Origin of the sequence: Pseudomonas sp. HS6 (genome assembly GCF_023375815.1) — a bacterium.
GTDB lineage: Bacteria > Pseudomonadota > Gammaproteobacteria > Pseudomonadales > Pseudomonadaceae > Aquipseudomonas.
The window spans coordinates 4,466,312-4,487,779 of sequence record NZ_CP067412.1 but is presented as its reverse complement, the minus strand read 5'-3'; the positions used below and the strand labels follow the sequence as shown (position 1 = coordinate 4,487,779).

Annotated in this window: 18 protein-coding genes; 16 read left to right on the top strand and 2 right to left on the bottom strand. The window is 61.5% G+C overall.

Going from position 1 to position 21,468, the window contains the following annotated elements:
* Nucleotides 1-123: 123 nt before the first annotated feature.
* Genes JJN09_RS20285 through JJN09_RS20275 form a run of 3 tightly spaced genes read left to right on the top strand, consistent with a single transcriptional unit; the run spans nucleotide 124 to nucleotide 2,580 of the window.
* A complete protein-coding gene (locus tag JJN09_RS20285; RefSeq protein WP_249483305.1) occupies nucleotides 124-1,143 on the top strand; it encodes an aminoglycoside phosphotransferase family protein in 1,020 nt (339 codons plus the stop codon).
* On the top strand, nucleotides 1,140-1,811 hold the full coding sequence (murU, locus tag JJN09_RS20280) for an N-acetylmuramate alpha-1-phosphate uridylyltransferase MurU (RefSeq protein WP_249483304.1): 672 nt from the start codon (nucleotides 1,140-1,142) through the stop codon (nucleotides 1,809-1,811). The genes JJN09_RS20285 and murU overlap by 4 nt, the downstream gene beginning before the upstream one ends.
* A 1-nt stretch (nucleotide 1,812) precedes the next feature.
* Nucleotides 1,813-2,580, top strand: a complete 768-nt coding sequence (locus JJN09_RS20275) for a TerB family tellurite resistance protein (protein ID WP_249483302.1) — start codon at nucleotides 1,813-1,815, stop codon at nucleotides 2,578-2,580.
* A 49-nt stretch (nucleotides 2,581-2,629) separates the two neighbouring features.
* Here JJN09_RS20275 and JJN09_RS20270 read toward each other — a convergent pair whose 3' ends face one another.
* Nucleotides 2,630-3,619, bottom strand: coding sequence for an alpha/beta hydrolase family protein (locus JJN09_RS20270; protein WP_249483301.1), 990 nt, complete (start codon nucleotides 3,617-3,619; stop codon nucleotides 2,630-2,632).
* Between the two features lie 73 nt (nucleotides 3,620-3,692).
* Here JJN09_RS20270 and JJN09_RS20265 point away from each other — a divergent pair, with 73 nt between their 5' ends.
* The 10 genes from JJN09_RS20265 to trpE all read left to right on the top strand — a co-directional run bounded on the left by JJN09_RS20265 (nucleotide 3,693) and on the right by trpE (nucleotide 16,494).
* The gene (locus JJN09_RS20265) at nucleotides 3,693-6,092 is read left to right on the top strand and encodes a transporter substrate-binding domain-containing protein (protein ID WP_249483299.1); all 2,400 of its coding nucleotides are present in this window, start codon (nucleotides 3,693-3,695) and stop codon (nucleotides 6,090-6,092) included.
* Complete coding sequence (locus JJN09_RS20260; RefSeq protein WP_223006902.1) at nucleotides 6,093-6,722, top strand: response regulator transcription factor; 630 nt, start codon at nucleotides 6,093-6,095, stop codon at nucleotides 6,720-6,722. It abuts the gene before it with no gap.
* 366 nt (nucleotides 6,723-7,088) lie between these two features.
* Nucleotides 7,089-8,216, top strand: a complete 1,128-nt coding sequence (locus JJN09_RS20255) for an ABC transporter ATP-binding protein (RefSeq protein ID WP_249483297.1) — start codon at nucleotides 7,089-7,091, stop codon at nucleotides 8,214-8,216.
* A 309-nt stretch (nucleotides 8,217-8,525) separates the two neighbouring features.
* A complete protein-coding gene (locus tag JJN09_RS20250; protein WP_249483295.1) occupies nucleotides 8,526-9,569 on the top strand; it encodes an ABC transporter substrate-binding protein in 1,044 nt (347 codons plus the stop codon).
* Nucleotides 9,570-9,766: 197 nt separating this feature from the next.
* Nucleotides 9,767-11,014 (top strand): ABC transporter permease, encoded by a 1,248-nt coding sequence (locus JJN09_RS20245; protein ID WP_249483293.1) that lies wholly within the window; start codon nucleotides 9,767-9,769, stop codon nucleotides 11,012-11,014.
* A gap of 12 nt (nucleotides 11,015-11,026) precedes the next feature.
* Nucleotides 11,027-11,851, top strand: coding sequence for an ABC transporter permease (locus JJN09_RS20240; RefSeq protein ID WP_096817915.1), 825 nt, complete (start codon nucleotides 11,027-11,029; stop codon nucleotides 11,849-11,851).
* 337 nt (nucleotides 11,852-12,188) lie between these two features.
* Nucleotides 12,189-13,337, top strand: a complete 1,149-nt coding sequence (locus JJN09_RS20235) for an iron-containing alcohol dehydrogenase (protein WP_249483291.1) — start codon at nucleotides 12,189-12,191, stop codon at nucleotides 13,335-13,337.
* 114 nt (nucleotides 13,338-13,451) lie between these two features.
* The gene (rpe, locus tag JJN09_RS20230) at nucleotides 13,452-14,126 is read left to right on the top strand and encodes a ribulose-phosphate 3-epimerase (protein WP_007918813.1); all 675 of its coding nucleotides are present in this window, start codon (nucleotides 13,452-13,454) and stop codon (nucleotides 14,124-14,126) included.
* Nucleotides 14,123-14,941 (top strand): phosphoglycolate phosphatase, encoded by an 819-nt coding sequence (locus JJN09_RS20225; protein WP_249483289.1) that lies wholly within the window; start codon nucleotides 14,123-14,125, stop codon nucleotides 14,939-14,941. The genes rpe and JJN09_RS20225 overlap by 4 nt, the downstream gene beginning before the upstream one ends.
* Before the next feature lie 71 nt (nucleotides 14,942-15,012).
* Nucleotides 15,013-16,494, top strand: coding sequence for an anthranilate synthase component I (gene trpE / locus JJN09_RS20220; RefSeq protein WP_249483288.1), 1,482 nt, complete (start codon nucleotides 15,013-15,015; stop codon nucleotides 16,492-16,494).
* 65 nt (nucleotides 16,495-16,559) lie between these two features.
* Here trpE and estP read toward each other — a convergent pair whose 3' ends face one another.
* On the bottom strand, nucleotides 16,560-18,470 hold the full coding sequence (gene estP, locus JJN09_RS20215; RefSeq protein ID WP_249483286.1) for an esterase EstP: 1,911 nt from the start codon (nucleotides 18,468-18,470) through the stop codon (nucleotides 16,560-16,562).
* 403 nt (nucleotides 18,471-18,873) lie between these two features.
* On the opposite strand from estP, the gene JJN09_RS20210 reads away from it, so the two are divergent.
* From JJN09_RS20210 to trpC, 3 genes are read left to right on the top strand one after another with little or no spacing between them, the layout of a single operon-like run.
* Entirely contained in the window at nucleotides 18,874-19,467 is a 594-nt protein-coding gene (locus JJN09_RS20210) for an aminodeoxychorismate/anthranilate synthase component II (RefSeq protein WP_007956309.1), read from the top strand.
* Between the two features lie 9 nt (nucleotides 19,468-19,476).
* Entirely contained in the window at nucleotides 19,477-20,526 is a 1,050-nt protein-coding gene (gene trpD / locus JJN09_RS20205; RefSeq protein ID WP_249483284.1) for an anthranilate phosphoribosyltransferase, read from the top strand.
* Nucleotides 20,523-21,359 (top strand): indole-3-glycerol phosphate synthase TrpC, encoded by an 837-nt coding sequence (trpC, locus tag JJN09_RS20200; protein WP_249483282.1) that lies wholly within the window; start codon nucleotides 20,523-20,525, stop codon nucleotides 21,357-21,359. The genes trpD and trpC overlap by 4 nt, the downstream gene beginning before the upstream one ends.
* The last annotated feature ends 109 nt before the right edge of the window (nucleotides 21,360-21,468 follow it).

Genomic DNA, 21,468 nt, shown 5'->3' with positions numbered 1-21,468 from the left:
GTCCGGGCTTCCTGCGTGCCATCTGCCCGCGGTGTGGGCCGCACGCCTCTCGATGGTCTGAAAAAGATGCTGGATAATAAAGCATGACCCGCTTGACGGCTAGCGCCGTCGGAGACCCTTGCAATGCCTGACCAAGATGTACGCTTGCAACACCTGAAAGTTTGGCTCGATGAGCAGTTGGCGACCCTTTTTGCCGAACAGGGCTGGGGTGCCGTACCCCCGGCCACGTTGACCGCGGCCAGCAGCGACGCAAGTTTCCGCCGTTATTTCCGTTGGGAAGGTGCCGGTCGCAGTTTCGTCGTGATGGACGCGCCGCCGCCCCAGGAAAACTGCAAACCGTTCGTGGATATCGCCTTTTTGCTGGCGAAATCCGGAATTAACGTGCCGAAAATTTATGCCGAGGACCTCGAACGCGGATTTCTTTTGCTCAATGACCTGGGCAGCAAGACCTATCTCGACGTGATCGACAGCGAAAATGCCGATGCATTGTTCAGCGATGCTTTGCAGGCGCTGTTGGCATTTCAGCAGTTACCGATGGTGGCACCGCTGCCGAGCTATGACGTCGCGCTGTTGCGTCGCGAGCTGGAACTGTTCCCCGAGTGGTACGTGAAACGCGAGTTGGGCATCGAATTCGACGCCACGCAACAGCAGCAATGGCAGCAGGTCAGCGATCTGCTGATCGACAGCGCGCTGGCCCAGCCTAAAGTGCTGGTGCACCGGGACTACATGCCGCGCAACCTGATGCTCAGCGAACCGAACCCCGGCGTGCTGGATTTCCAGGACGCGGTATATGGCCCGGTGACTTACGACGTGACCTGTCTGTTCAAGGACGCGTTCCTCAGTTGGCCTGAAGAACGCGTACGTGGCTGGCTCGAAAGCTACTGGCAGCAGGCGACGGCGCTGAGCATTCCGGTACAGCCGGGCTTCGAAGATTTCCTGCGCGCCAGCGACCTGATGGGCGTACAGCGTCACTTGAAGGTCATCGGGATCTTCGCCCGAATCTGTCACCGCGATGGCAAGCCACGCTACCTCGCCGATGTACCGCGCTTCTTCTCTTATATAGAAGCGGTGATCGTACGCCGTCCCGAGTTGGCGCAACTGCAGGCGCTGCTGGTCAGCCTGCGTGGCGGAGTGACTGCATGAAGGCAATGATTCTGGCAGCCGGCAAAGGCGAGCGCATGCGCCCGCTGACCCTGACCACCCCCAAACCTTTAGTACGTGCTTGTGGTGTACCGTTGATCGAGTACCACCTGCGTGCCCTCGCGGCCGCAGGTTTTACCGAAATCGTGATCAACCACGCCTGGCTCGGGCAGCAGATCGAAGATTATCTGGGCGACGGCTCGCGATTCGGCTTGAGCATCCGCTACTCGCCGGAGGGAGAGCCACTGGAAACCGGCGGAGGCATCTTCCGCGCCTTGCCGCTGCTCGGTGACGAAGCGTTCCTGGTGGTCAACGGGGACATCTGGACCGATTACGACTTCAGTGTGCTGCACCAGCCGATCTCTGGACTGGCGCATCTGGTGCTGGCGGATAACCCGGCCCATCACCCGACGGGCGACTTCCGGCTGGTCGGCGACCAGGTGCAGGACGGCCAGCCGGAGGCGGCGACCCTGACTTACAGCGGCATTGCCGTGTTGCACCCGCAATTGTTCGATGGCTGCACGGACGGCGCTTTCAAACTGGCACCGTTGCTGCGCAAAGCCATGGCGGACGGGCAGGTAAGCGGTGAGCGATTGAAAGGTCACTGGGTCGATGTCGGTACGCACGAGCGTCTGGCTGAAGCTGAAACCTTGATAGAAGCGAGTCGTTGATATGTTGTGGCCAGGGACTCTGATTGGAGCCGGAGCGGGTTTTGCTATCGCCAGCATTCCGGGGGCCATGCTTGGGGCTTTGTTGGGGCAGGCGCTGGATCGGCGCCTGCATTTGCAGAGCTGGGGGCATTTGCGGGAAAAACTCGGCGGCCAGCCGATGCTGCGCAACGACGAGTTGTTGTTCGTCTTGCTCGGGCGTCTGGCCAAGAGTGACGGGCGGGTCACTGACGGTCATATCCAGCAGGCGCGTCAGGAGATGCGCGCGCTGGACATGAGCGAGCCGGCGCAGCGCCGGGCCATTGCCGCGTTCAATCGCGGCAAGTCCGGCGGGGATCGCCTGCGCGGTTATCTGCGGCGTCTCAGCGCTCAGCCCCATGCTGCCGAAGGCGTGTTGCGCGCCTGCTGGCGGATGGTCTGGGCCGACGGGCGGGCCGGCAGCAGCGAACGCGAATTGCTGGCGCAGTGGGGCAAGTGGCTGGGCTGGACGACTCACCAGATTCAGGCGCTGGCGGCGGATTACGAACCGAACAAGCGCCCGATCGTCAGCGCAGCGGTGAGCTATCAGGATGCGATGCGCCTGCTCGGTGTGTCGGCGACGAGCGAACCGGCACAGATCAAACGCGCCTATCGTCGCCTGCTCAGCCGTCATCATCCGGATAAGATCGCCGGTACTGGTGCGACGGCGGCCCAGGTGCTCGAGGCAACTGAAAAGACTCGCGACTTGCACAATGCCTACACATTGATTCGCGAGCGGCGGGATTTCCGCTAGACGTAAAAAAGATCGCAGCCCAGGCTGCGATCTTTTTTTGTGTGGTCGGTCAGTCCGGGCTCTGCGGACTCAACCAGCCGCGCACCCGGCGGAACAATTGTTCCTGCTCGGCCTTGTTGTCGGGCAATGCCTTGAGCGCGACCTGGCTAAACGCCGACGTCTTCAAGCGCTTGCTGGCCTGCAGGCGTTCCAGTGCGGCGTTGCGATCCAGCGGCTTGTCCATATAGAAGATGTCGGCGGTCGGCAGCTTCAGCAATGGCGTCAGCTCTGCCAGTTCAGGCTTGGCCTTGGGCGGCACTTGCGCGGCGACCATCACCAGTTTTTCCACTTGTGCCGTCTGCTTTTCGTTCAGGAAACGTGCAGCCCAATAAGCGCCGGTGCCGTGACCGAGCACCACGATGCTGTGCGCGCCTTGCTGTTCGGCGTAGGCAATCGCGGCATCGATGCGGGCGAAGATTCGCTCGGCGTCGGCCTTGGCCTGTTCTTCGGTGGTTTCGGCGACGACCTTGTCAGCCACATCCGCTTCACCACCGGCGGCTTGCTCGATCGGTTGGGCGGTGGTCGAGTCCTTGCTGCCCGCATCGGCGGTTTTCGGTGCCGCAGGTGCCTCGACTACGCGCGGTGCGATGGCATCGCTTTGCAGGTCGGGCAGGGTGATACTCAGGCTGTTCCACTCGACGTCCGGCAATTTACGCCGAAGCGGGCCGATCGCCTGGGGCCAGTCAGCCGTTTCGCCGGCACCGGGGATGAGGATCACCACGCCTTTGGGGTCGGCGGTGTTGGCCGGTTTCCACAGTGCGAGGAATGTGTCGCTGCCAGCCTGCAACTGTTGTTGCTCCTGGACCGGGACTTTGCGTTCAAGTGCCGAGGCTTCTTCCTGACTACGCTCAAGCAGTGGCTGGCGTTCGGCCGGTTTTTCTTCGGCGGTTTTTTCCGCGGCAGCGGCGGGTGCCGGATCGGCGGCTTCGACGGAAAACGCACAAGGCAGGATCAGCGACAGGCACAATGCTGGCATTGCCAGGCGAGAGACAGGGGGCATCGGTTATTCCAGGCCAGAAAGTATCCCGGCAGCCTAATGGGTTGGTCAGAATTTGTCAGTGTATGGGATTTCAATGATGCGTTTTTGCTGCCTGTGGGTTATCGGCTGTCTGGCGTTTCCCTTGATGGGGTGGGCCGCGCCTGCGCCGCCGAGCCATGTTGCGCAGTTGTCGACCAGCCAGCAACAGTGGCTGGCGCAGCACAATGAATTGCGTGTCGGCCTGATTTTGCAGGCACCGTACGCACAATACGACCGGCGCTTGCAGCGACTGTCCGGGGCCAATGTCGAGTTGATGAAGTGGATGGCCCAGGCTCTCGGCATAGAACTCAGCTGGCGCAACTTCCCTGATCTGGAACAACTGGAAGCCGCCGCGCGGGACGGCGAGATCGATATCGCCCCGGGCCTGACCCAGACGCCTGGCTCGCTGCGCCTCTGGCAGTTTTCCGATCCCTACATGCGCGTGCCGCAACTGGTGGTCAGCGACCAGAAAGTGAGCAGTTCGGTCGAGCTGGAAAAGCTCGACAGCCAGGCCCGGGTGGCCGTGCGCATGCCCAGCGTTACCGCCGATTACCTGCGCGGCAACTATCCCCATCTGAATCTGCAAGGCGTGCCGCTGGAGCGTCAGGCGTTGCAGTTGTTGTTGAGTCAGCAGGCGTCTTACGCGGTGGTGGACGAAGCGCAATTGGGACGCCTGTCGACGGAGCCGGAGTTTGCCGGGCTGGTGGTGGTCGGCGACATCGGTCTGCCGCAACTGCTGCGAGTCGCCACCCGTCGCGACTGGCCAGAGTTGGCCGGGATCGTCGAAAGTGCCTTGCGGGCGATCCCGGCGAAAGATCTGGAGCGCCTGCACACCCAATGGCTGCAACCCAAATACCCGCGGCTTTCGGAGTCGCCGGGGTTCTGGCAGAACCTGAGCCTGTTGTTCGCCGTGTTGCTGCTCAGTTGTGCGGCGATCGTCTTCTGGCAACGGCGCCAGCAACACAGCCTTGAACAACGCCTGCTCGCCGCCCGGGAAGACATCGCCCTACGCGCCGCCAGCGAAGAAGCCCTGCGCCTGACCCAGTTTTCCATCGACCAGAGCACTGTCGGCATTCTCTGGGTCAACTGGGACAGCCACGTGCGCTACGCCAACCGCGCGGCGGAACACATGCTCGGTTATCCACAAGGCGCGCTGATCGAGCGACCGCTGATCGACTTCGAACCCGGCCTGCACATGGATCGTTGGCTCAACCTGTGGAAACGCGCCCGGGCCAGTGAAGAAGGGCCGCTCAGCTTTGAAACCAGTTGTGTGCGGGCCGATGGCAGCATCCTGCCGGCGGATGTATCGCTGAGTTTTCTGCGCTTTCGCGACAGCGAGTATCTGGTGGTCTACCTCACCGACGTGACTGAACGTCGACGCGCCCTGGCCGCGTTGCAGGAAAGCGAGGCGCGCTTGCAAGGCATCGCCGCCAACGTGCCGGGGCTGGTGTTCCGTCTGGAACGCGCCCCGGTGACCGGGCAGATCGACTTTGCCTACATCAGCGAGGGCAGCGAAAGTCTGGTCGGCTACGCGCCGGCCGCCATCGCCCACCGCGACATGGGCCTGCGCAGCCTGGTGCACCCGGACGACAAGGCCGCTTATCACCAGACTCAGGATCGGGCGCTGGACACCGACAGCGACTGGTCGTGGCAGGGGCGAATCCTGACGCGGCAGGGCGAACAGCGCTGGGCCGAGATCAAAGCCATCACCCGGCAACTGGAGGACGGCGCCTACGTCTGGGACGGCATCGTCTGGGACATCACCGAAAGCAAACGCATCGAACTGGAACTGGCGGCATCGCGCGAACAACTGCGCGAACTGTCGGCACACCTCGAAAGCGTGCGGGAAGAGGAGAAGGCGCGCATCGCCCGCGAGGTTCACGATGAGCTGGGGCAAATGTTGACGGTGCTGAAACTGGAGACATCGATGTGCGAACTGGCCTACGCGCAACTTGACCCCGGTCTGAATGAACGCCTGAACAGCATGAAACGCCTGATTGCGCAGTTGTTCCAGCTGGTGCGCGATGTGGCGACGGCATTGCGCCCGCCGATCCTCGATGCCGGTATTGCCTCGGCGATCGAATGGCAGGCCCGGCGTTTCGAAGCGCGCACGCAGATTCCGTGTCTGGTGCAGGTGCCGGACAATCTGCCGCCGCTTAGCGACGCCAAGGCCATCGGCCTGTTCCGCATCCTCCAGGAGGCGCTGACCAACGTCATGCGCCATGCCCAGGCGCATACTGTGGAACTGACGCTGGCGCAGGAGGGCGACGACTTGTGTCTGACTGTCAGCGATGATGGCGTAGGATTTGTCGCCGCTGCGGGCAGGCCGACGTCTTTTGGGCTGGTGGGCATGCGTGAGCGGGTGTTGATCATGGGCGGTCAGTTGTCACTCGACAGCGAGCCGGGCGAGGGCACCACACTGAGCGTGCGGGTGCCACTGGATGAGGAGAAGTAAGTGATCCGTGTACTGGTAGCTGAAGACCACACCATCGTTCGCGAAGGCATCAAGCAATTGATTGGCCTGGCCAAGGATCTGCAAGTGGTGGGGGAGGCGAGCAATGGCGAGCAGTTGCTCGAAACCCTGCGCAGCGTGCCGTGCGAGGTGGTGCTGCTCGATATTTCCATGCCCGGGGTCAACGGGCTGGAAGCGATTCCACGCATCCGCGCACTGAACAATCCACCGGCGATTCTGGTGCTGTCGATGCACGACGAAGCGCAGATGGCCGCCCGGGCGCTGAAGGTCGGCGCTGCCGGGTATGCGACCAAGGACAGCGATCCGGCGCTGCTGCTGACGGCGATCCGCAAGGTCGCGGCGGGCGGGCGCTACATCGATCCGGAACTGGCCGACCGGATGGTCTTCGAGGTCGGCCTGACCGATGCGCGGCCGCTGCATTCGTTGTTGTCCGAACGCGAATTCTCGGTATTCGAGCGCCTGGCCCAGGGTGCCAACGTCAACGACATTGCCCAGCAACTAGCTTTGAGCAGCAAGACCATCAGCACCCACAAGGCGCGGCTGATGCAGAAACTCAACATCACCTCACTCGCCGAACTGGTGAAGTACGCGATGGAGCACAAGCTCCTCTGAACACGCTACAAAACACTGTGGGAGCTGCGGTTCGGCGCTCCGACTTGCCAGCGATGGGGGCGTTTCAGTTACATCAATGTAGGCTGACCCACCGCAATCGCTGGCAAGCCAGCTCCCACAGGGGGGGCTTCTGTTCAGCCGTTGATTGTGGGCATATCCATTAGCGACAGGCGCTATTGCCGGTTCTGGCGGCTTGAGCACCGCCCCATGCGTCGGGTTTGCCAAAACGCGCCATCCTTGTAGGGCAATCCCTACCCTCGGCCTTCCATCCGGCTGAGGTGATTCTCTCCTGCGCCCCGATTTGCGTGACTGCGAGCAGCCACTAGGCTTAATCCCACAGCAGTCATCAATAACAAAGGTGTGGGTATGAGCCAGGTCGAATCAAACGCAGGGGCCAGCGATGTGCTGGTCAGCTTTCGTGGAGTGCAGAAGAGCTACGACGGCGAGAACCTGATCGTCAAAGACCTCAACCTGGACATCCGCAAGGGCGAGTTCCTGACCCTGCTCGGGCCGTCCGGCTCCGGCAAGACCACCAGCCTGATGATGCTCGCCGGTTTCGAAACACCGACCGCCGGTGAAATCCTCCTGGCCGGGCGCTCGATCAACAACGTGCCGCCGCACAAGCGCGACATCGGCATGGTGTTCCAGAACTACGCGCTGTTCCCGCACATGACCGTCGCCGAGAACCTGGCGTTCCCGCTGACCGTGCGTGGCCTGAACAAGAGCGACGTCAGCGACAAGGTCAAGAAAGTCCTGAGCATGGTCCAGCTCGATGCCTTCGCTTCGCGCTATCCGGCGCAGTTGTCCGGCGGCCAGCAGCAACGTGTGGCGTTGGCCCGCGCGCTGGTGTTCGAGCCGCAACTGGTGCTGATGGACGAACCCCTCGGCGCCCTCGACAAGCAACTGCGTGAACACATGCAGATGGAAATCAAACACCTGCACCAGCGCCTCGGCGTGACCGTGGTCTACGTGACCCACGACCAGGGCGAAGCCCTGACCATGTCCGATCGCGTCGCCGTCTTCCATCAGGGCGAGATCCAGCAGATCGCCCCGCCGCGCACCCTCTACGAAGAACCGAAAAATACCTTCGTCGCCAACTTCATCGGCGAGAACAACCGCCTCAACGGTCGCCTGCTCAGCCAGAACGGCGAGCGCTGCGTGGTCGAGCTGGGGCGTGGTGAAAAGGTCGAGGCGCTGGCGGTCAACATCGGCCAGACCGGTGAGCCGGTCACCCTGTCGATCCGTCCGGAACGCGTCAGCCTCAACGGTTCGAGTGATCAATGCGTCAACCGCTTCTCCGGGCGGGTGGCCGAATTCATCTATCTGGGCGACCACGTCCGGGTGCGCCTGGAAGTCTGCGGCAAGACCGACTTCTTCGTGAAACAACCGATTGCCGAGCTCGATCCTGCGCTCGCGGTCGGTGACGTGGTTCCGCTTGGCTGGCAGGTCGAGCACGTTCGCGCGCTCGACCCACTAGGGGACGCCCTCACTTAGTTTCCACACCGCGCCGGGTCTGCTGTTGTGCAGGGCAAGGCGCGAGAAGCGTGGTTTGGTCATTCCAAATAAGCTTCGAGCAACGCAGCCCTGCACAACAGCAGGCCCGGCCCTTCGGGTTGTGCCTTAAAGCGGGCCATGCTGCGTTGCAGGCCTTGGAAAGGGAACACCATTCCCTTCGGCCTGCGCCTTGCCTGGCCCGCTTTAAGGCGACAACGCGGTGAGGAAACTAAGTGAGGGCGTCCCCATGAGGCGCATTAATCGCCCCGGCAATACCAACACCAACCCTGCACGTGGAGAGAACAATAAATGTTGAGATCCCTGAAGTTCACAGCCCTGACCCTGGGCCTGATGGGTGCGGCAAGCGCAATGGCCGCTGGCCCGGATCTGACCGTGGTGTCGTTTGGCGGGGCGAACAAGGCGGCGCAAGTCAAAGCCTTCTACGCACCGTGGGAAGCGACGGGTAACGGCAAGATCGTGGCCGGCGAGTACAACGGTGAAATGGCCAAGGTCAAGGCCATGGTCGACACCAAGAGCGTGTCCTGGGATCTGGTCGAGGTTGAGTCGCCGGAACTGTCCCGTGGCTGCGACGAAGACATGTTCGAACAACTCGATCCTGCGCTGTTCGGCAAGACCGAGGACTACGTCAAAGGCGCGATCCAGCCTTGCGGCGTGGGCTTCTTCGTGTGGTCGACCGTGCTGGCCTACAACGCCGACAAGCTGAAAACCGCACCGAGCAGCTGGGCGGATTTCTGGGACACCAAGAAATTCCCGGGCAAGCGCGGCCTGCGCAAAGGCGCCAAGTACACCCTCGAATTCGCACTGATGGCTGACGGCGTTGCGCCGAAAGACGTCTACAAAGTGTTGGCCAGCAAAGATGGTCAGGATCGCGCATTCAAGAAGCTGGACGAACTCAAGCCAAGCATCCAGTGGTGGGAAGCCGGCGCCCAGCCGCCGCAATACCTCGCGTCCGGTGACGTGGTCATGAGCTCGGCCTACAACGGCCGGATCGCGGCCGTGCAGAAAGAATCCAACCTGAAAGTGGTGTGGAACGGCGGCATCTACGACTTCGACGCATGGGCCATCCCGAAAGGCCTGGACGCCAAACGTGCAGAAGCGGCGAAGAAATTCATCGCCTATTCGGTACAGCCTCAACAGCAGAAGACCTACTCGGAAAACATCGCCTACGGTCCGGCCAACACCCAGGCAGTGCCGCTGCTGGCCAAGGATGTCCTGAAGGACATGCCGACCACCCCGGAAAACATCGCCAACCAGGTGCAGATCGACGTGAGCTTCTGGGCTGACAACGGCGAGCAACTGGAGCAGCGCTTCAATTCCTGGGCTGCGAAGTAACCACACGACCCTGCAAGGGCGGGCTCGCCTCACCCTTGTGGGAGCGAGCTTGCTCGCGATGAGGCCACCCCATTCAACATCTTCGTTGATTGAATGACCGCATTCGCGAGCAAGCTCGCTCCCACAGGCTGCGGTGTTCCAACACAACAGAGGCGGTTCACTGTCTCTGTAACGATCAAAGATTTGCGGAGTACGTCATGGCCATCGCCGTTCCCCTGAACGAGGGCAACAGCCCCACCTTGAAGCAGAAGCTCAAGCGCGCCGAGCGGGTCAACCGCTGGAAGGCCCAGGCGCTGATCGCGCCGCTGGTGCTGTTTCTGTTGCTGGTGTTCCTGGTGCCGATCGTGGCGCTGCTCTACAAAAGCGTCGGCAACCCGGAAGTCGTGGGCGGCATGCCACGCACCGTGGCAGCCATCGCCAGTTGGGACGGTCGCGGACTGCCCGCTGAGCCGGTCTACAAAGCCGCCGGCGAAGACCTCGCCGAAGCTCGCAAAAACCAGACCCTGGGCGATCTGTCCAAGCGCCTGAACATGGAGTTGGCCGGCTATCGCAGCCTGCTGACCAAAACCGCCCGCTCGCTGCCATTCGCCAGCGAACCGGCCTCTTATAAAGAAGCGCTGGAAGGCCTCGACGAACGCTGGGGCGATCCGGCCTATTGGCAGGCCGTGAAGCGCAATACCAGCAGCATCACACCGTTCTATCTGCTGGCGGCGGTGGATCATCGTATCGACGATCTCGGCGAACTGGCCCCGGCCACCCCGGATCAGGCGATCTACCTCGACATCTTCGCCCGGACCTTCTGGATGGGCCTGATCATCACCGTGATCTGCCTGGTGCTGGCGTATCCGCTGGCCTACCTGCTGGCCAACCTGCCGTCGCGTCAAAGCAACCTACTGATGATTCTGGTGCTGTTGCCGTTCTGGACTTCGATTCTGGTGCGGGTCGCCGCGTGGATCGTGTTGCTGCAATCCGGAGGATTGATCAACAGCGCCTTGATGGCGATGGGCGTGATCGATAAACCGCTGGAGCTGGTGTTCAACCGCACCGGGGTCTACATCTCGATGGTGCACATCCTGCTGCCGTTCATGATCTTGCCGATCTACAGCGTGATGAAAGGCATCTCGCCGACTTACATGCGCGCCGCGATTTCCCTCGGTTGCCATCCGTTCGCCAGTTTCTGGCGGGTGTATTTCCCGCAGACCTATGCCGGTGTCGGCGCCGGTTGCCTGTTGGTGTTCATCCTCGCCATCGGCTACTACATCACCCCGGCGCTGCTCGGCAGCCCGAACGATCAGATGGTCAGCTACTTCGTCGCGTTCTACACCAACACCAGCATCAACTGGGGCATGGCCACCGCGCTTGGCGGGCTGTTGCTGCTGGCGACCGTGGTGCTTTATCTGATCTACAGCTGGCTGGTGGGCGCCAGTCGCCTGCGCCTGAGCTAAGGGGAATTTGAAATGCTGAGTCCTTATATGTCGCCCGTCGAGCGGGTGTGGTTCTACAGCTTGCGGATTCTCTGCGGCTTGATCCTGTTGTTCCTGATCCTGCCGGTGCTGGTGATCGTGCCGCTGTCGTTCAACTCGGGCAGTTTCCTGGTGTACCCGCTGCAAGGTTTCTCGCTGCACTGGTATCAGGACTTCTTCGCCTCGGCGGAATGGATGCGCTCGCTGAAGAACAGCATCATCGTCGCCCCGGCGGCGACGGTGCTGGCGATGGTGTTCGGCACGCTGGCGGCCATCGGCCTGACCCGTGGCGACTTCCCCGGCAAGGCGCTGGTGATGGCGCTGGTGATTTCGCCGATGGTGGTGCCGGTGGTGATCATCGGCGTGGCCAGTTACCTGTTCTTCGCACCGCTGGGCCTGGGCAACAGTTTCTTTTCGCTGATCGTGGTGCACGCTGTGCTCGGCGTACCGTTCGTGATCATCACCGTGTCGGCGACCTTGCAAGGGTTCAACCATAACCTGGTGCGGGCGGCGGCCAGCCTCGGCGCCTCGCCACTGACCACGTTCCGTCGGGTGACCTTGCCGTTGATTGCGCCCGGGGTGATTTCGGGGGCGTTGTTTGCCTTTGCGACTTCGTTTGATGAAGTGGTGGTAACGCTGTTTCTTGCCGGGCCTGAGCAGGCGACGTTGCCTCGGCAGATGTTCAGCGGGATTCGCGAGAACCTGAGTCCGACGATTGCGGCGGCTGCCACGTTGTTGATTGCTTTCTCCGTCATCCTGCTGCTGACACTGGAATGGCTACGCGGCCGCAGCGAAAAACTGCGTACTGCTCAGGTTTAACGGCCAGATCAAAGGCTCACCCCCTCACCCCAGCCCTCTCCCCCAAGGGGGCGAGGGGGAAAGGGAGCAGATTTTCGTGCTGTTCAGGATCTGCGTTCTACTTAGGAAAGGGAGCTGATCTGCGTGCTTTTAAGTACTTGAGTTCGACTCGGAGTCGCAAGTCGGTGTACCTCTCCCATCCACCACGGTCAGGTCCCTCTCCCTCCGGGAGAGGGCTAGGGTGAGGGTGAGGGTGCTCTTGACCCTGCTTCAGCCATTCACACCCTGAATACCAGACAACCCAAATTCCCCAGCTACGCTTGTGCTCAGCTCCCACATCTATAAGAGGCTGCGCACGATGAGTCTTTCCTCGTTCAAGATTGCTCACAAACTGATCACCGGCGCCGGGGCCATCGAGCAACTGGCGGCCGAACTCACGCGGCTGGACATCGACAACCCGCTGATCGTCACCGATGCCGCGCTGGTCAAGTCCGGCACGGTTGAGCTGGCGCTGGCGCAGATCGGCGAGCGCGAATACGAAATCTTCGACCGCGTGCTGCCGGATCCGGAAATCGCCATCGTCGAGGACTGCATGCGCGTCTACCGAGAGGGCGGGCATGACGGGCTGATCGGTCTGGGTGGCGGCAGTGCCATCGACATCGCCAAGAGTGTCGCGGCGTACGCCGGTTATCACGGTGCGCTGGAGGATCTGTTCGGCGTCGATCAGGTCCCGCGCAAAGGCCCGCCGCTGATCGCCATCCCGACCACGGCCGGCACCGGTTCTGAAGTGACCAACGTCGCGATCCTTTCGGACAAGGTCGCCCAACTAAAGAAAGGCATCGTCAGCGACTACCTGTTGCCGGATGTGGCGCTGGTCAGCCCGCAAATGACCCTGACTTGTCCGCGCAGTGTGACCGCCGCCAGTGGCGTCGATGCGCTGGTGCACGCCATCGAGTCCTATCTGTCGCTGAATGCCTCGCCGATCACCGATTCGCTGGCGATCGGCGCAATCAAGCTGATCGCCCGGTCTTTGCCCAAGGCCTACGCCAATCCGTCCAACCTGCAGGCCCGTGAGGATATGGCCACCGCCAGCCTGATGGCCGGCATGGCGTTCGGCAATGCCGGGGTTGGCGCGGTGCATGCGCTGGCGTATCCGCTGGGCGGGCGTTTCAACATTGCCCACGGCGTCAGCAATGCCTTGCTGCTGCCGTATGTCATGACGTGGAACAAGATGGCCTGCGTCGAACGGATGCAGGATATCGCCGAAGCCATGGGGGTGAAGACCGCTCATCTGAGTCTCAATGAAGCCGCCGACTGTGCCGTCGCGGCGATGACCGAACTGTGTGCAGCGGTGGAAATTCCGCAGGGTTTGCGCAGTTTCGGCGTGCCCGAAGAGGCGATTCCGGCCATGGCGGTAGAGGCCGCGGGCATCGAGCGCCTGATGCGCAACAACCCGCGCAAGCTCAGCGCTGTCGACATCGAGAAGATCTACCGGGCGGCGTACTGAGAACCTGCCGGTCATCGGTCATGGCACAACCCAATCATCGCGGTCACGGTGCGCGCGCGGAAACTTGAGGTATACAATGCGCGCCATCGTGATTTAGCTCAGAAAAGGTGCGTCATGCAGCCCTTCGTTATTGCTCCGTCGATTCTCTCCGCCGACTTCGCCCGCCTGGGCGAGGAAGTGGACAATGTTCTGGCCGCCGGTGCCGACTTCGTCCACTTCGATGTCATGGACAACCACTACGTACCGAACCTGACCATCGGCCCGATGGTCTGCGCCGCGTTGCGCAAGTACGGCGTGACCGCGCCGATCGACGCGCACCTGATGGTCAGCCCGGTGGATCGTATCGTCGGCGACTTCATCGAGGCCGGCGCCACCTACATCACCTTCCACCCGGAAGCCACGCTGCACGTCGATCGTTCGCTGCAACTGATCCGTGAAGGCGGCTGCAAATCCGGCCTGGTGTTCAACCCGGCGACCCCGCTGGACGTACTCAAGTACGTGATCGACAAGGTCGACATGGTCTTGCTGATGAGCGTCAACCCGGGCTTCGGCGGGCAGAAGTTCATCCCCGGCACCCTCGACAAGCTGCGCGAAGCGCGCGCGATCATCGATGCCTCGGGCCGTGACATCCGCCTGGAGATCGACGGCGGCGTCAACGTCAACAACATCCGTGAAATCGCCGCTGCCGGCGCCGACACCTTTGTCGCCGGCTCGGCGATCTTCAATGCGCCGAACTATCAGGAAGTCATCGACAAGATGCGTTCCGAACTGGCGCTGGCCCGCCCATGAGCGGATTTGAGCAGCTGTTCCCGGGGCAACTGCCGCGGTTGGTGATGTTCGATCTGGATGGCACGCTGATCGACTCGGTACCCGACCTGGCGGCGGCGGTGGATAACATGCTGCTCTCCCTCGGGCGCAAGCCTGCCGGTATCGAGTCGGTGCGCGAGTGGGTCGGCAACGGTGCGCCGGTGCTGGTGCGTCGGGCGCTGGCGGGCGGCATCGATCATACCGCCGTGGATGACGTCGAAGCCGAGCATGCGCTGGAGGTGTTCATGGAAGCCTACGGCGCCAGCCATGAGCTGACCGTGGTCTATCCCGGCGTGCGCGACACCCTGAAATGGCTGCACAAGCAGGGCGTGGCCATGGCGCTGATCACCAACAAACCGGAGCGTTTCGTTGCGCCGCTGCTGGATCAGATGAAGATCGGCCGCTATTTCAAGTGGATCATCGGCGGCGACACCCTGCCGCAGAAGAAGCCCGATCCGGCGGCGCTGTTCTTCGTCATGAAGATGTCCGGCATTCCGGCCTCGCAATCGCTGTTCGTTGGCGATTCGCGCAGCGACGTGCTGGCGGCGAAAGCGGCGGGGGTCAAATGTGTTGCGCTGAGTTATGGCTACAATCATGGCCGGCCGATTGCCGAGGAATCCCCGGCACTGGTGATCGACGATCTGCGCAAGCTAATTCCCGGTTGCCTGGATACGGCCGCTGAGATAACGTTGCCCGACGCTTCTCAATCCCCTTCTGGAAACGCCATCGTGGTGGTCACCCGCAAACTCTGGATGAAAGTCATCAAGGCCCTGGCCCGCTGGCGTTGGCGCGCCTGACTTGTTCCTGGCCGGCCTGCCGGCGCGTTTGCACACCTGACTGATTTGCACCTCACACCACGAGGCACCCTATGATCCGCGAAGAATTCCTGCGTCTGGCCGCTGAAGGCTACAACCGCATCCCGCTGGCCTGCGAAACCCTGGCCGACTTCGACACACCGCTGTCGATCTACCTGAAACTGGCTGACCAGCCGAACTCCTACCTGCTCGAATCGGTGCAGGGTGGCGAGAAATGGGGCCGTTACTCGATCATCGGCCTGCCGTGCCGCACCGTGCTGCGGGTTCACGATCATCACGTCAGCATCACCGTCGATGGCGTCGAGACCGAAAGCCACGACGTCGAAGACCCGCTGGCCTTCGTCGAAACCTTCAAGGCCCGCTACAACGTGCCGACCATTGCCGGTCTTCCGCGTTTCAACGGCGGCCTGGTGGGTTACTTCGGTTACGACTGCGTGCGTTATGTAGAGAAGCGTCTCGGCAAATGCCCGAACCCGGATCCGCTGGGCGTGCCGGACATTCTGCTGATGGTCTCCGATGCGGTGGTGGTGTTCGACAACCTCGCCGGCAAGATGCACGCGATCGTGCTGGCCGATCCGGCGCAGGCCGATGCCTACGAGCAGGGTCAGGCGCAACTGCAGCAACTGCTGGAAAAACTGCGTCAGCCGATTACCCCGCGCCGTGGCCTGGACTTCAGCAAACAGCAGGCGGCCGAGCCGGTGTTCCGCTCCAGTTTCACCCAGGACGACTACGAAAAAGCCGTCGACACCATCAAGGAATACATCCTCGCCGGGGACTGCATGCAGGTCGTGCCGTCCCAGCGCATGTCGATCGACTTCAAGGCTGCGCCGATCGATCTGTACCGCGCGCTGCGTTGCTTCAATCCGACGCCGTACATGTACTTCTTCAACTTCGGCGATTTCCACGTCGTCGGCAGTTCGCCGGAAGTGCTGGTGCGGGTCGAAGACAACCTGATCACCGTGCGCCCGATTGCCGGCACCCGTCCTCGCGGGGCCACCGAAGAGGCCGACGTGGCGCTGGAAGAAGACCTGCTGTCCGACGACAAGGAGATCGCCGAGCACTTGATGTTGATCGACCTCGGTCGCAATGACACCGGGCGTGTTTCGGAAATCGGTTCGGTGAAGCTCACCGAGAAAATGGTCATCGAGCGTTATTCCAACGTGATGCACATCGTGTCCAACGTTACCGGTCAGTTGAAGTCCGGCCTGACCGCCATGGATGCACTGCGGGCGATTTTGCCGGCGGGCACCTTGTCCGGCGCACCGAAGATCCGAGCGATGGAAATCATCGACGAACTGGAGCCGGTCAAGCGTGGCGTGTATGGCGGCGCTGTCGGTTACTTCGCCTGGAACGGCAACATGGACACCGCGATTGCGATTCGCACCGCAGTGATCAAGAACGGCGAGCTGCACGTGCAGGCCGGTGGCGGTATCGTTGCCGACTCGGTGCCGGCACTGGAATGGGAAGAAACCATCAACAAGCGCCGCGCGATGTTCCGCGCTGTTGCACTGGCCGAGCAAACCCCGACTGAGTGATAGGGGATTCAGCCATAAAAAAACGCGGCGCCTGTGAGGGCGCCGCGTTTTTTATTGCCGACTGATCAGAAGTCGAGACTTACACCAACATTGACCCCTTGCTGGGTAAAGTCGTCATCCTTGCGAATGTTGTAGCTGGCGCGCAGGGCCACTTCCTTGGTGAGGTTGTGGCTGACGCCCAGGTTCAAACGGTTCAGGTTGGTTTGCGGTGTATAGCCTTCCAGGGTGTAACGATTGTTCGGCAGGCTGTTGAGGTTCATCGTCAGATCCTGAGCGTCGTCGTTGTACTCGCGCTCGTGGGCGAATTCACCGAACACCTGAGTCTGTGCGGTGATCTGGTATTTGCCCTGGATGCCGAGGCCGAGACGGCGGGAGTTGCGCGACTGGTCATCGAAGGTCAGCGCTGTAGCGTCCGCGCCTTTTTCCGAGTAGCCGTCGACTTCCACCTTGCCGAAGTCGGCGCTGACGAATGGCGACAGGTGCCATGGGCTGCTGGCTTCTGGTGCGATGTCGTAGCCGACGCGGCCGCCGATGGCCAGTACGTAGCCGTCGGTGTCGCCTTTCTCGCCACGTTCGTTGATCCCGAGTTGGAACTTGCGCTTCAGGCTGTCGTAGTCCAGATGTCCGGCGGTAACAGCCAAGTCACCCCACCAACGGTTTTGCTGGTACTGGGCGAACGCGGTGCCCATGTAGGAGTTGAGTTTGTACTCGGAGTCGTTGTCGCCGGCTTCGATTTTCTGGTGATAGAAACCTGCCGCCACACCCACGCGCCAGGCGTCGTCGAGGCGGTAGCTGCCACCGATGTTCAGGTTGTAGCCATTGCCATCGGCACTTGCCCCGGCGTGCTGGTCATCGAAGTCCTGATGCTGGCCGCCAGCGGAGACGATCGCTCGCCATTGGCCAACGCCTTGCCAGTTTTCCCAGTCGGCCAGCCATTGATTGCGCAGTTCATCCTGATGCGCGCGCAACGTGCCCTGGGCCATTTCCGGCAGCAGGGTCAGTTCCCATGGAGCAGCCAGCAACGAGTAGGCGTAATCGGCAATCAACCGTTGCCCGGCTTCGGTCGGGTGCACCGAGTCGTTGTAGATCAGCTTGGTCGGATCCGGCGTGGCGCTGTTGATCCCGTACCGGGCATTCTCGGTACAGCCATCGCCGCTGAAGCAGGTAGCGACCAGATTCTGATCGGTGGCCAGGCCGAACTGTGCCGGATTGGCAAACGCTTCCTTGAGCAGGACCGGAATGTTCAGCGGGATGACGTTGGCGTTGACTGTCTGCAGTTGGCTCACCAGTTCGGTGTTGAACTGGGCGCTCAGTTGCGACGTGAAGCTCTGCAGCGGCGAGCCGTTGATGGCCGGTGTCAGGCCGATGTCCGGCAGCAGCCAGACCATGATGTAGCGGGCGCCGGCACCTTGCAATGTACGTACGCTGTCGACCAGTCGGTCGGCGGCAGCATTGGCTTGAGGGAGGCTGGTAACGCGCCCCTGAAGGAAGTCGTTGCCGCCCCCGGTCAGGTAATAGAGTGCATTGGGGTCAGCCCGGAAACCGTTCGACGGCAAATAACCGGCACGTGTGCGTTCACCGCTGGCGGACGTGGTGGTGATCGAGTCGAGAATCTGGTCGGTACGATAGCCGCCAACGGCCCAGTTGTTGCCGTCGGGCAAACCCTGGCCGGCGCGTACCGCCGAATCAGCGGAAGCGGTCTGATTTGGCGAGAAACCCAGTCGGCCGCCGATCAATTGGGTGGCGTTCAGCGAGTAGAACTCCCCGCTGCCGTCCTGGTAGTTCGGGCCGGTGCGGTTGGTGAAGCGCTTGCCTGATCCGGCCGGACCGCCTGGGTCGGAAAATGTCCCGGCGTCGCTGAGGCTGTCGCCGAAGACAACGAAATTCGAATAAGGATTGGGCGCAGCATTCGCCTGGGCGCAGGCCATCGCGAGCAGGCATCCGGCAAGCGGTACAAACAACGTTTGTTTGATCATGAGCAAGTCCGTTTATTTATTGTTGTATGGAACGAAACGACAGTACCAAAAACTTCCGGCGTTTTGCCATCGGTCGTCAACCCTCCCATAGTTTTCCCCCCGTCAGGCCTGGCCATATTGCACGCTCTGCCCAGCTAAGTTACTGTGCGGGAACGTATGAACGAGACCTTCCCCGTGTTGATCACCAGCAAACTCCTGGATCAAGTCATCAAGGCACACGCCCGCTGGCGTTGGCGCGCCTGAATCTTTTCTGCCGGCCCCGCCGGATCTGTATCGCTTTGCCTTCCTTGCCCGTTTGAAATGCCGCTTTGCCGTCGCCATTTGTGCGTCCGACATCGTGCAGCGTCCTGGCAAGTCATCCGAAGGCTGTTTCCAAGTCAGAATTCAAGAGGTTCGAAACGCCATGTTGCTGATGATCGACAACTACGACTCCTTTACTTACAACGTTGTGCAATACCTTGGCGAGCTGGGTGCCGAGGTCAAGGTCGTGCGCAACGACGAACTGACCATCGCCGAAATCGAAGCGCTCAACCCGGAACGAATCGTGGTGTCCCCCGGTCCGTGCACGCCGACCGAAGCCGGTATCTCCATCGAAGCCATCAAGCACTTCGCCGGCAAGCTGCCGATCCTCGGCGTCTGCCTCGGCCACCAGTCCATCGGCCAGGCCTTTGGCGGTGATGTGGTACGTGCCCGGCAAGTGATGCACGGTAAGACTAGCCCGGTATTCCACGAGGACAAGGGCGTATTTGCCGGCCTGAATCGTCCGCTGACCGTCACCCGCTATCATTCCCTGATCGTCAAGCACGAGACCTTGCCCGATTGCCTGGAGCTGACCGCGTGGACTCAGCATGATGACGGCTCGGTCGATGAAATCATGGGCCTGCGCCACAAGACCCTGAACATCGAGGGCGTACAGTTCCACCCGGAATCGATCCTTACCGAGCAGGGCCATGAGCTGTTCGCCAACTTCCTCAAACAAACCGGCGGCACGCGCTAAGGACTCTCCATGAATATCAAGTCAGCCCTGAGCCGTATCGTCGATCACCTCGACCTCAGCACCGATGAAATGCGCGATGTAATGCGCGAAATCATGACCGGCCAATGCACGGACGCGCAGATCGGCGCGTTCATGATGGCCATGCGCATGAAGAGCGAAAGCATCGACGAGATCGTCGGCGCGGTGTCGGTGATGCGCGAGCTGGCCGAGCAGGTCGAACTCAAGACCCTCGACGGCGTGGTCGATGTGGTCGGCACCGGCGGTGACGGCGCGAACATCTTCAACGTGTCCACCGCTTCCTCCTTTGTCGTTGCTGCTGCCGGCTGCACCGTGGCCAAACATGGCAACCGTGCGGTGTCGGGCAAGAGCGGCAGCGCCGACCTGCTGGAAGCTGCCGGGATCTACCTCAACCTGACCCCGGTTCAGGTGGCGCGTTGCATCGACAACGTCGGCATCGGTTTCATGTTCGCCCAGACTCACCACAAAGCCATGAAATACGCCGCCGGCCCGCGCCGCGACCTCGGCCTGCGTACCCTGTTCAACATGCTCGGCCCGCTTACGAATCCGGCCGGCGTTAAACATCAGGTAGTCGGCGTATTCACTCAGGCTCTGTGCCGGCCATTGGCCGAAGTCTTGCAGCGTCTGGGCAGCAAACATGTGCTGGTGGTGCATTCGAAGGACGGTCTGGACGAATTCAGCCTTGCTGCACCGACTTTTGTGGCCGAGCTGAAGAACAACGAGATCACCGAATATTGGGTCGAGCCGGAAGATCTGGGCATGAAGAGCCAGAGTCTGCACGGCCTGTCGGTCGAAGGTCCGGAAGCTTCGCTGGCACTGATTCGCGACGCGCTGGGCAAGCGCAAGACCGAGAACGGCCAGAAGGCTGCCGAAATGATCGTGCTCAATGCCGGTGCGGCGTTGTACGCCGCCGATCTGGCAACAAGTCTGAAAGAAGGCGTGGCACTTGCCCACGACGCTCTGCACACCGGCCTCGCTCGGGAAAAACTCGAGGAGTTGGGTGCCTTTACCGCGGTATTCAAAGTGGAGAATGAGGGATGAGTGTACCGACGGTTCTGGAAAACATTCTGGCCCGCAAGGTTCAGGAAGTCGCCGAGCGTAGCGCCCGTGTGAGCCTGAGCGAGCTGGAAAGTCTGGCCAAGGCGGCCGATGCACCCCGCGGTTTTGCCCGTGCCTTGCTGGCGCAGGCCAAGAAGAAACAACCGGCCGTTATCGCTGAAATCAAGAAGGCTTCGCCGAGCAAAGGCGTGATCCGCGAGAACTTCGTTCCTGCCGACATCGCTAAAAGCTACGAGAAGGGCGGGGCGACCTGTCTGTCGGTACTGACTGATATCGACTACTTCCAGGGCGCCGATGCCTACCTGCAACAGGCCCGCGCGGCGTGCTCGCTGCCGGTGATCCGCAAGGACTTCATGATCGATCCGTACCAGATCGTCGAAGCCCGCGCTCTGGGCGCCGACTGCGTGCTGCTGATCGTCTCTGCGCTGGATGACGTGAAAATGGCCGAGCTGGCTTCGGTGGCCAAAGGCGTCGGTCTCGATGTGCTGGTGGAAGTCCACGACGGCAATGAACTGGAACGCGCATTGAAAACCCTCGACACGCCACTGGTCGGGGTCAACAACCGCAACCTGCACACCTTCGACGTGAGCCTGGAAACCACCCTCGACTTGCTGCCGCGCATCCCACGCGATCGTCTGGTGATTACCGAGAGCGGCATCCTCAACCGTGCCGATGTCGAGCTGATGGAAATCAGCGACGTTTACGCGTTCTTGGTGGGCGAAGCGTTCATGCGCGCCGAAAGCCCGGGCATTGAACTGCAACGTCTGTTCTTCCCTGAGCGCGGCGTTCCGGTGAGCGGTTCGACCCTCGACTGATTCATTCAGACCGAGTCGACTCTTTCGCGGGCAAGCCCGCTCCCACAGGAGAAATGCTCTCCTAATGTGGGAGCGGGCTTGCCCGCGAAGAGGCCATAAGATTCACCAC

What these genes read in the sequence shown, in the direction of transcription:
- JJN09_RS20265 (WP_249483299.1), top strand. Translation starts at nt 3,693, where the DNA reads ATGATGCGTTTTTGCTGCCTGTGGGTTATCGGCTGTCTGGCGTTTCCC.
- JJN09_RS20270 (WP_249483301.1), bottom strand. Translation starts at nt 3,619, where the DNA reads ATGCCCCCTGTCTCTCGCCTGGCAATGCCAGCATTGTGCCTGTCGCTG.
- JJN09_RS20210 (WP_007956309.1), top strand. Translation starts at nt 18,874, where the DNA reads ATGTTGCTGATGATCGACAACTACGACTCCTTTACTTACAACGTTGTG.
- trpC (WP_249483282.1), top strand. Translation starts at nt 20,523, where the DNA reads ATGAGTGTACCGACGGTTCTGGAAAACATTCTGGCCCGCAAGGTTCAG.
- JJN09_RS20225 (WP_249483289.1), top strand. Translation starts at nt 14,123, where the DNA reads ATGAGCGGATTTGAGCAGCTGTTCCCGGGGCAACTGCCGCGGTTGGTG.
- rpe (WP_007918813.1), top strand. Translation starts at nt 13,452, where the DNA reads ATGCAGCCCTTCGTTATTGCTCCGTCGATTCTCTCCGCCGACTTCGCC.
- JJN09_RS20235 (WP_249483291.1), top strand. Translation starts at nt 12,189, where the DNA reads ATGAGTCTTTCCTCGTTCAAGATTGCTCACAAACTGATCACCGGCGCC.
- JJN09_RS20245 (WP_249483293.1), top strand. Translation starts at nt 9,767, where the DNA reads ATGGCCATCGCCGTTCCCCTGAACGAGGGCAACAGCCCCACCTTGAAG.
- JJN09_RS20285 (WP_249483305.1), top strand. Translation starts at nt 124, where the DNA reads ATGCCTGACCAAGATGTACGCTTGCAACACCTGAAAGTTTGGCTCGAT.
- JJN09_RS20240 (WP_096817915.1), top strand. Translation starts at nt 11,027, where the DNA reads ATGCTGAGTCCTTATATGTCGCCCGTCGAGCGGGTGTGGTTCTACAGC.
- trpE (WP_249483288.1), top strand. Translation starts at nt 15,013, where the DNA reads ATGATCCGCGAAGAATTCCTGCGTCTGGCCGCTGAAGGCTACAACCGC.
- JJN09_RS20275 (WP_249483302.1), top strand. Translation starts at nt 1,813, where the DNA reads ATGTTGTGGCCAGGGACTCTGATTGGAGCCGGAGCGGGTTTTGCTATC.
- trpD (WP_249483284.1), top strand. Translation starts at nt 19,477, where the DNA reads ATGAATATCAAGTCAGCCCTGAGCCGTATCGTCGATCACCTCGACCTC.
- murU (WP_249483304.1), top strand. Translation starts at nt 1,140, where the DNA reads ATGAAGGCAATGATTCTGGCAGCCGGCAAAGGCGAGCGCATGCGCCCG.
- JJN09_RS20250 (WP_249483295.1), top strand. Translation starts at nt 8,526, where the DNA reads ATGTTGAGATCCCTGAAGTTCACAGCCCTGACCCTGGGCCTGATGGGT.
- estP (WP_249483286.1), bottom strand. Translation starts at nt 18,470, where the DNA reads ATGATCAAACAAACGTTGTTTGTACCGCTTGCCGGATGCCTGCTCGCG.
- JJN09_RS20255 (WP_249483297.1), top strand. Translation starts at nt 7,089, where the DNA reads ATGAGCCAGGTCGAATCAAACGCAGGGGCCAGCGATGTGCTGGTCAGC.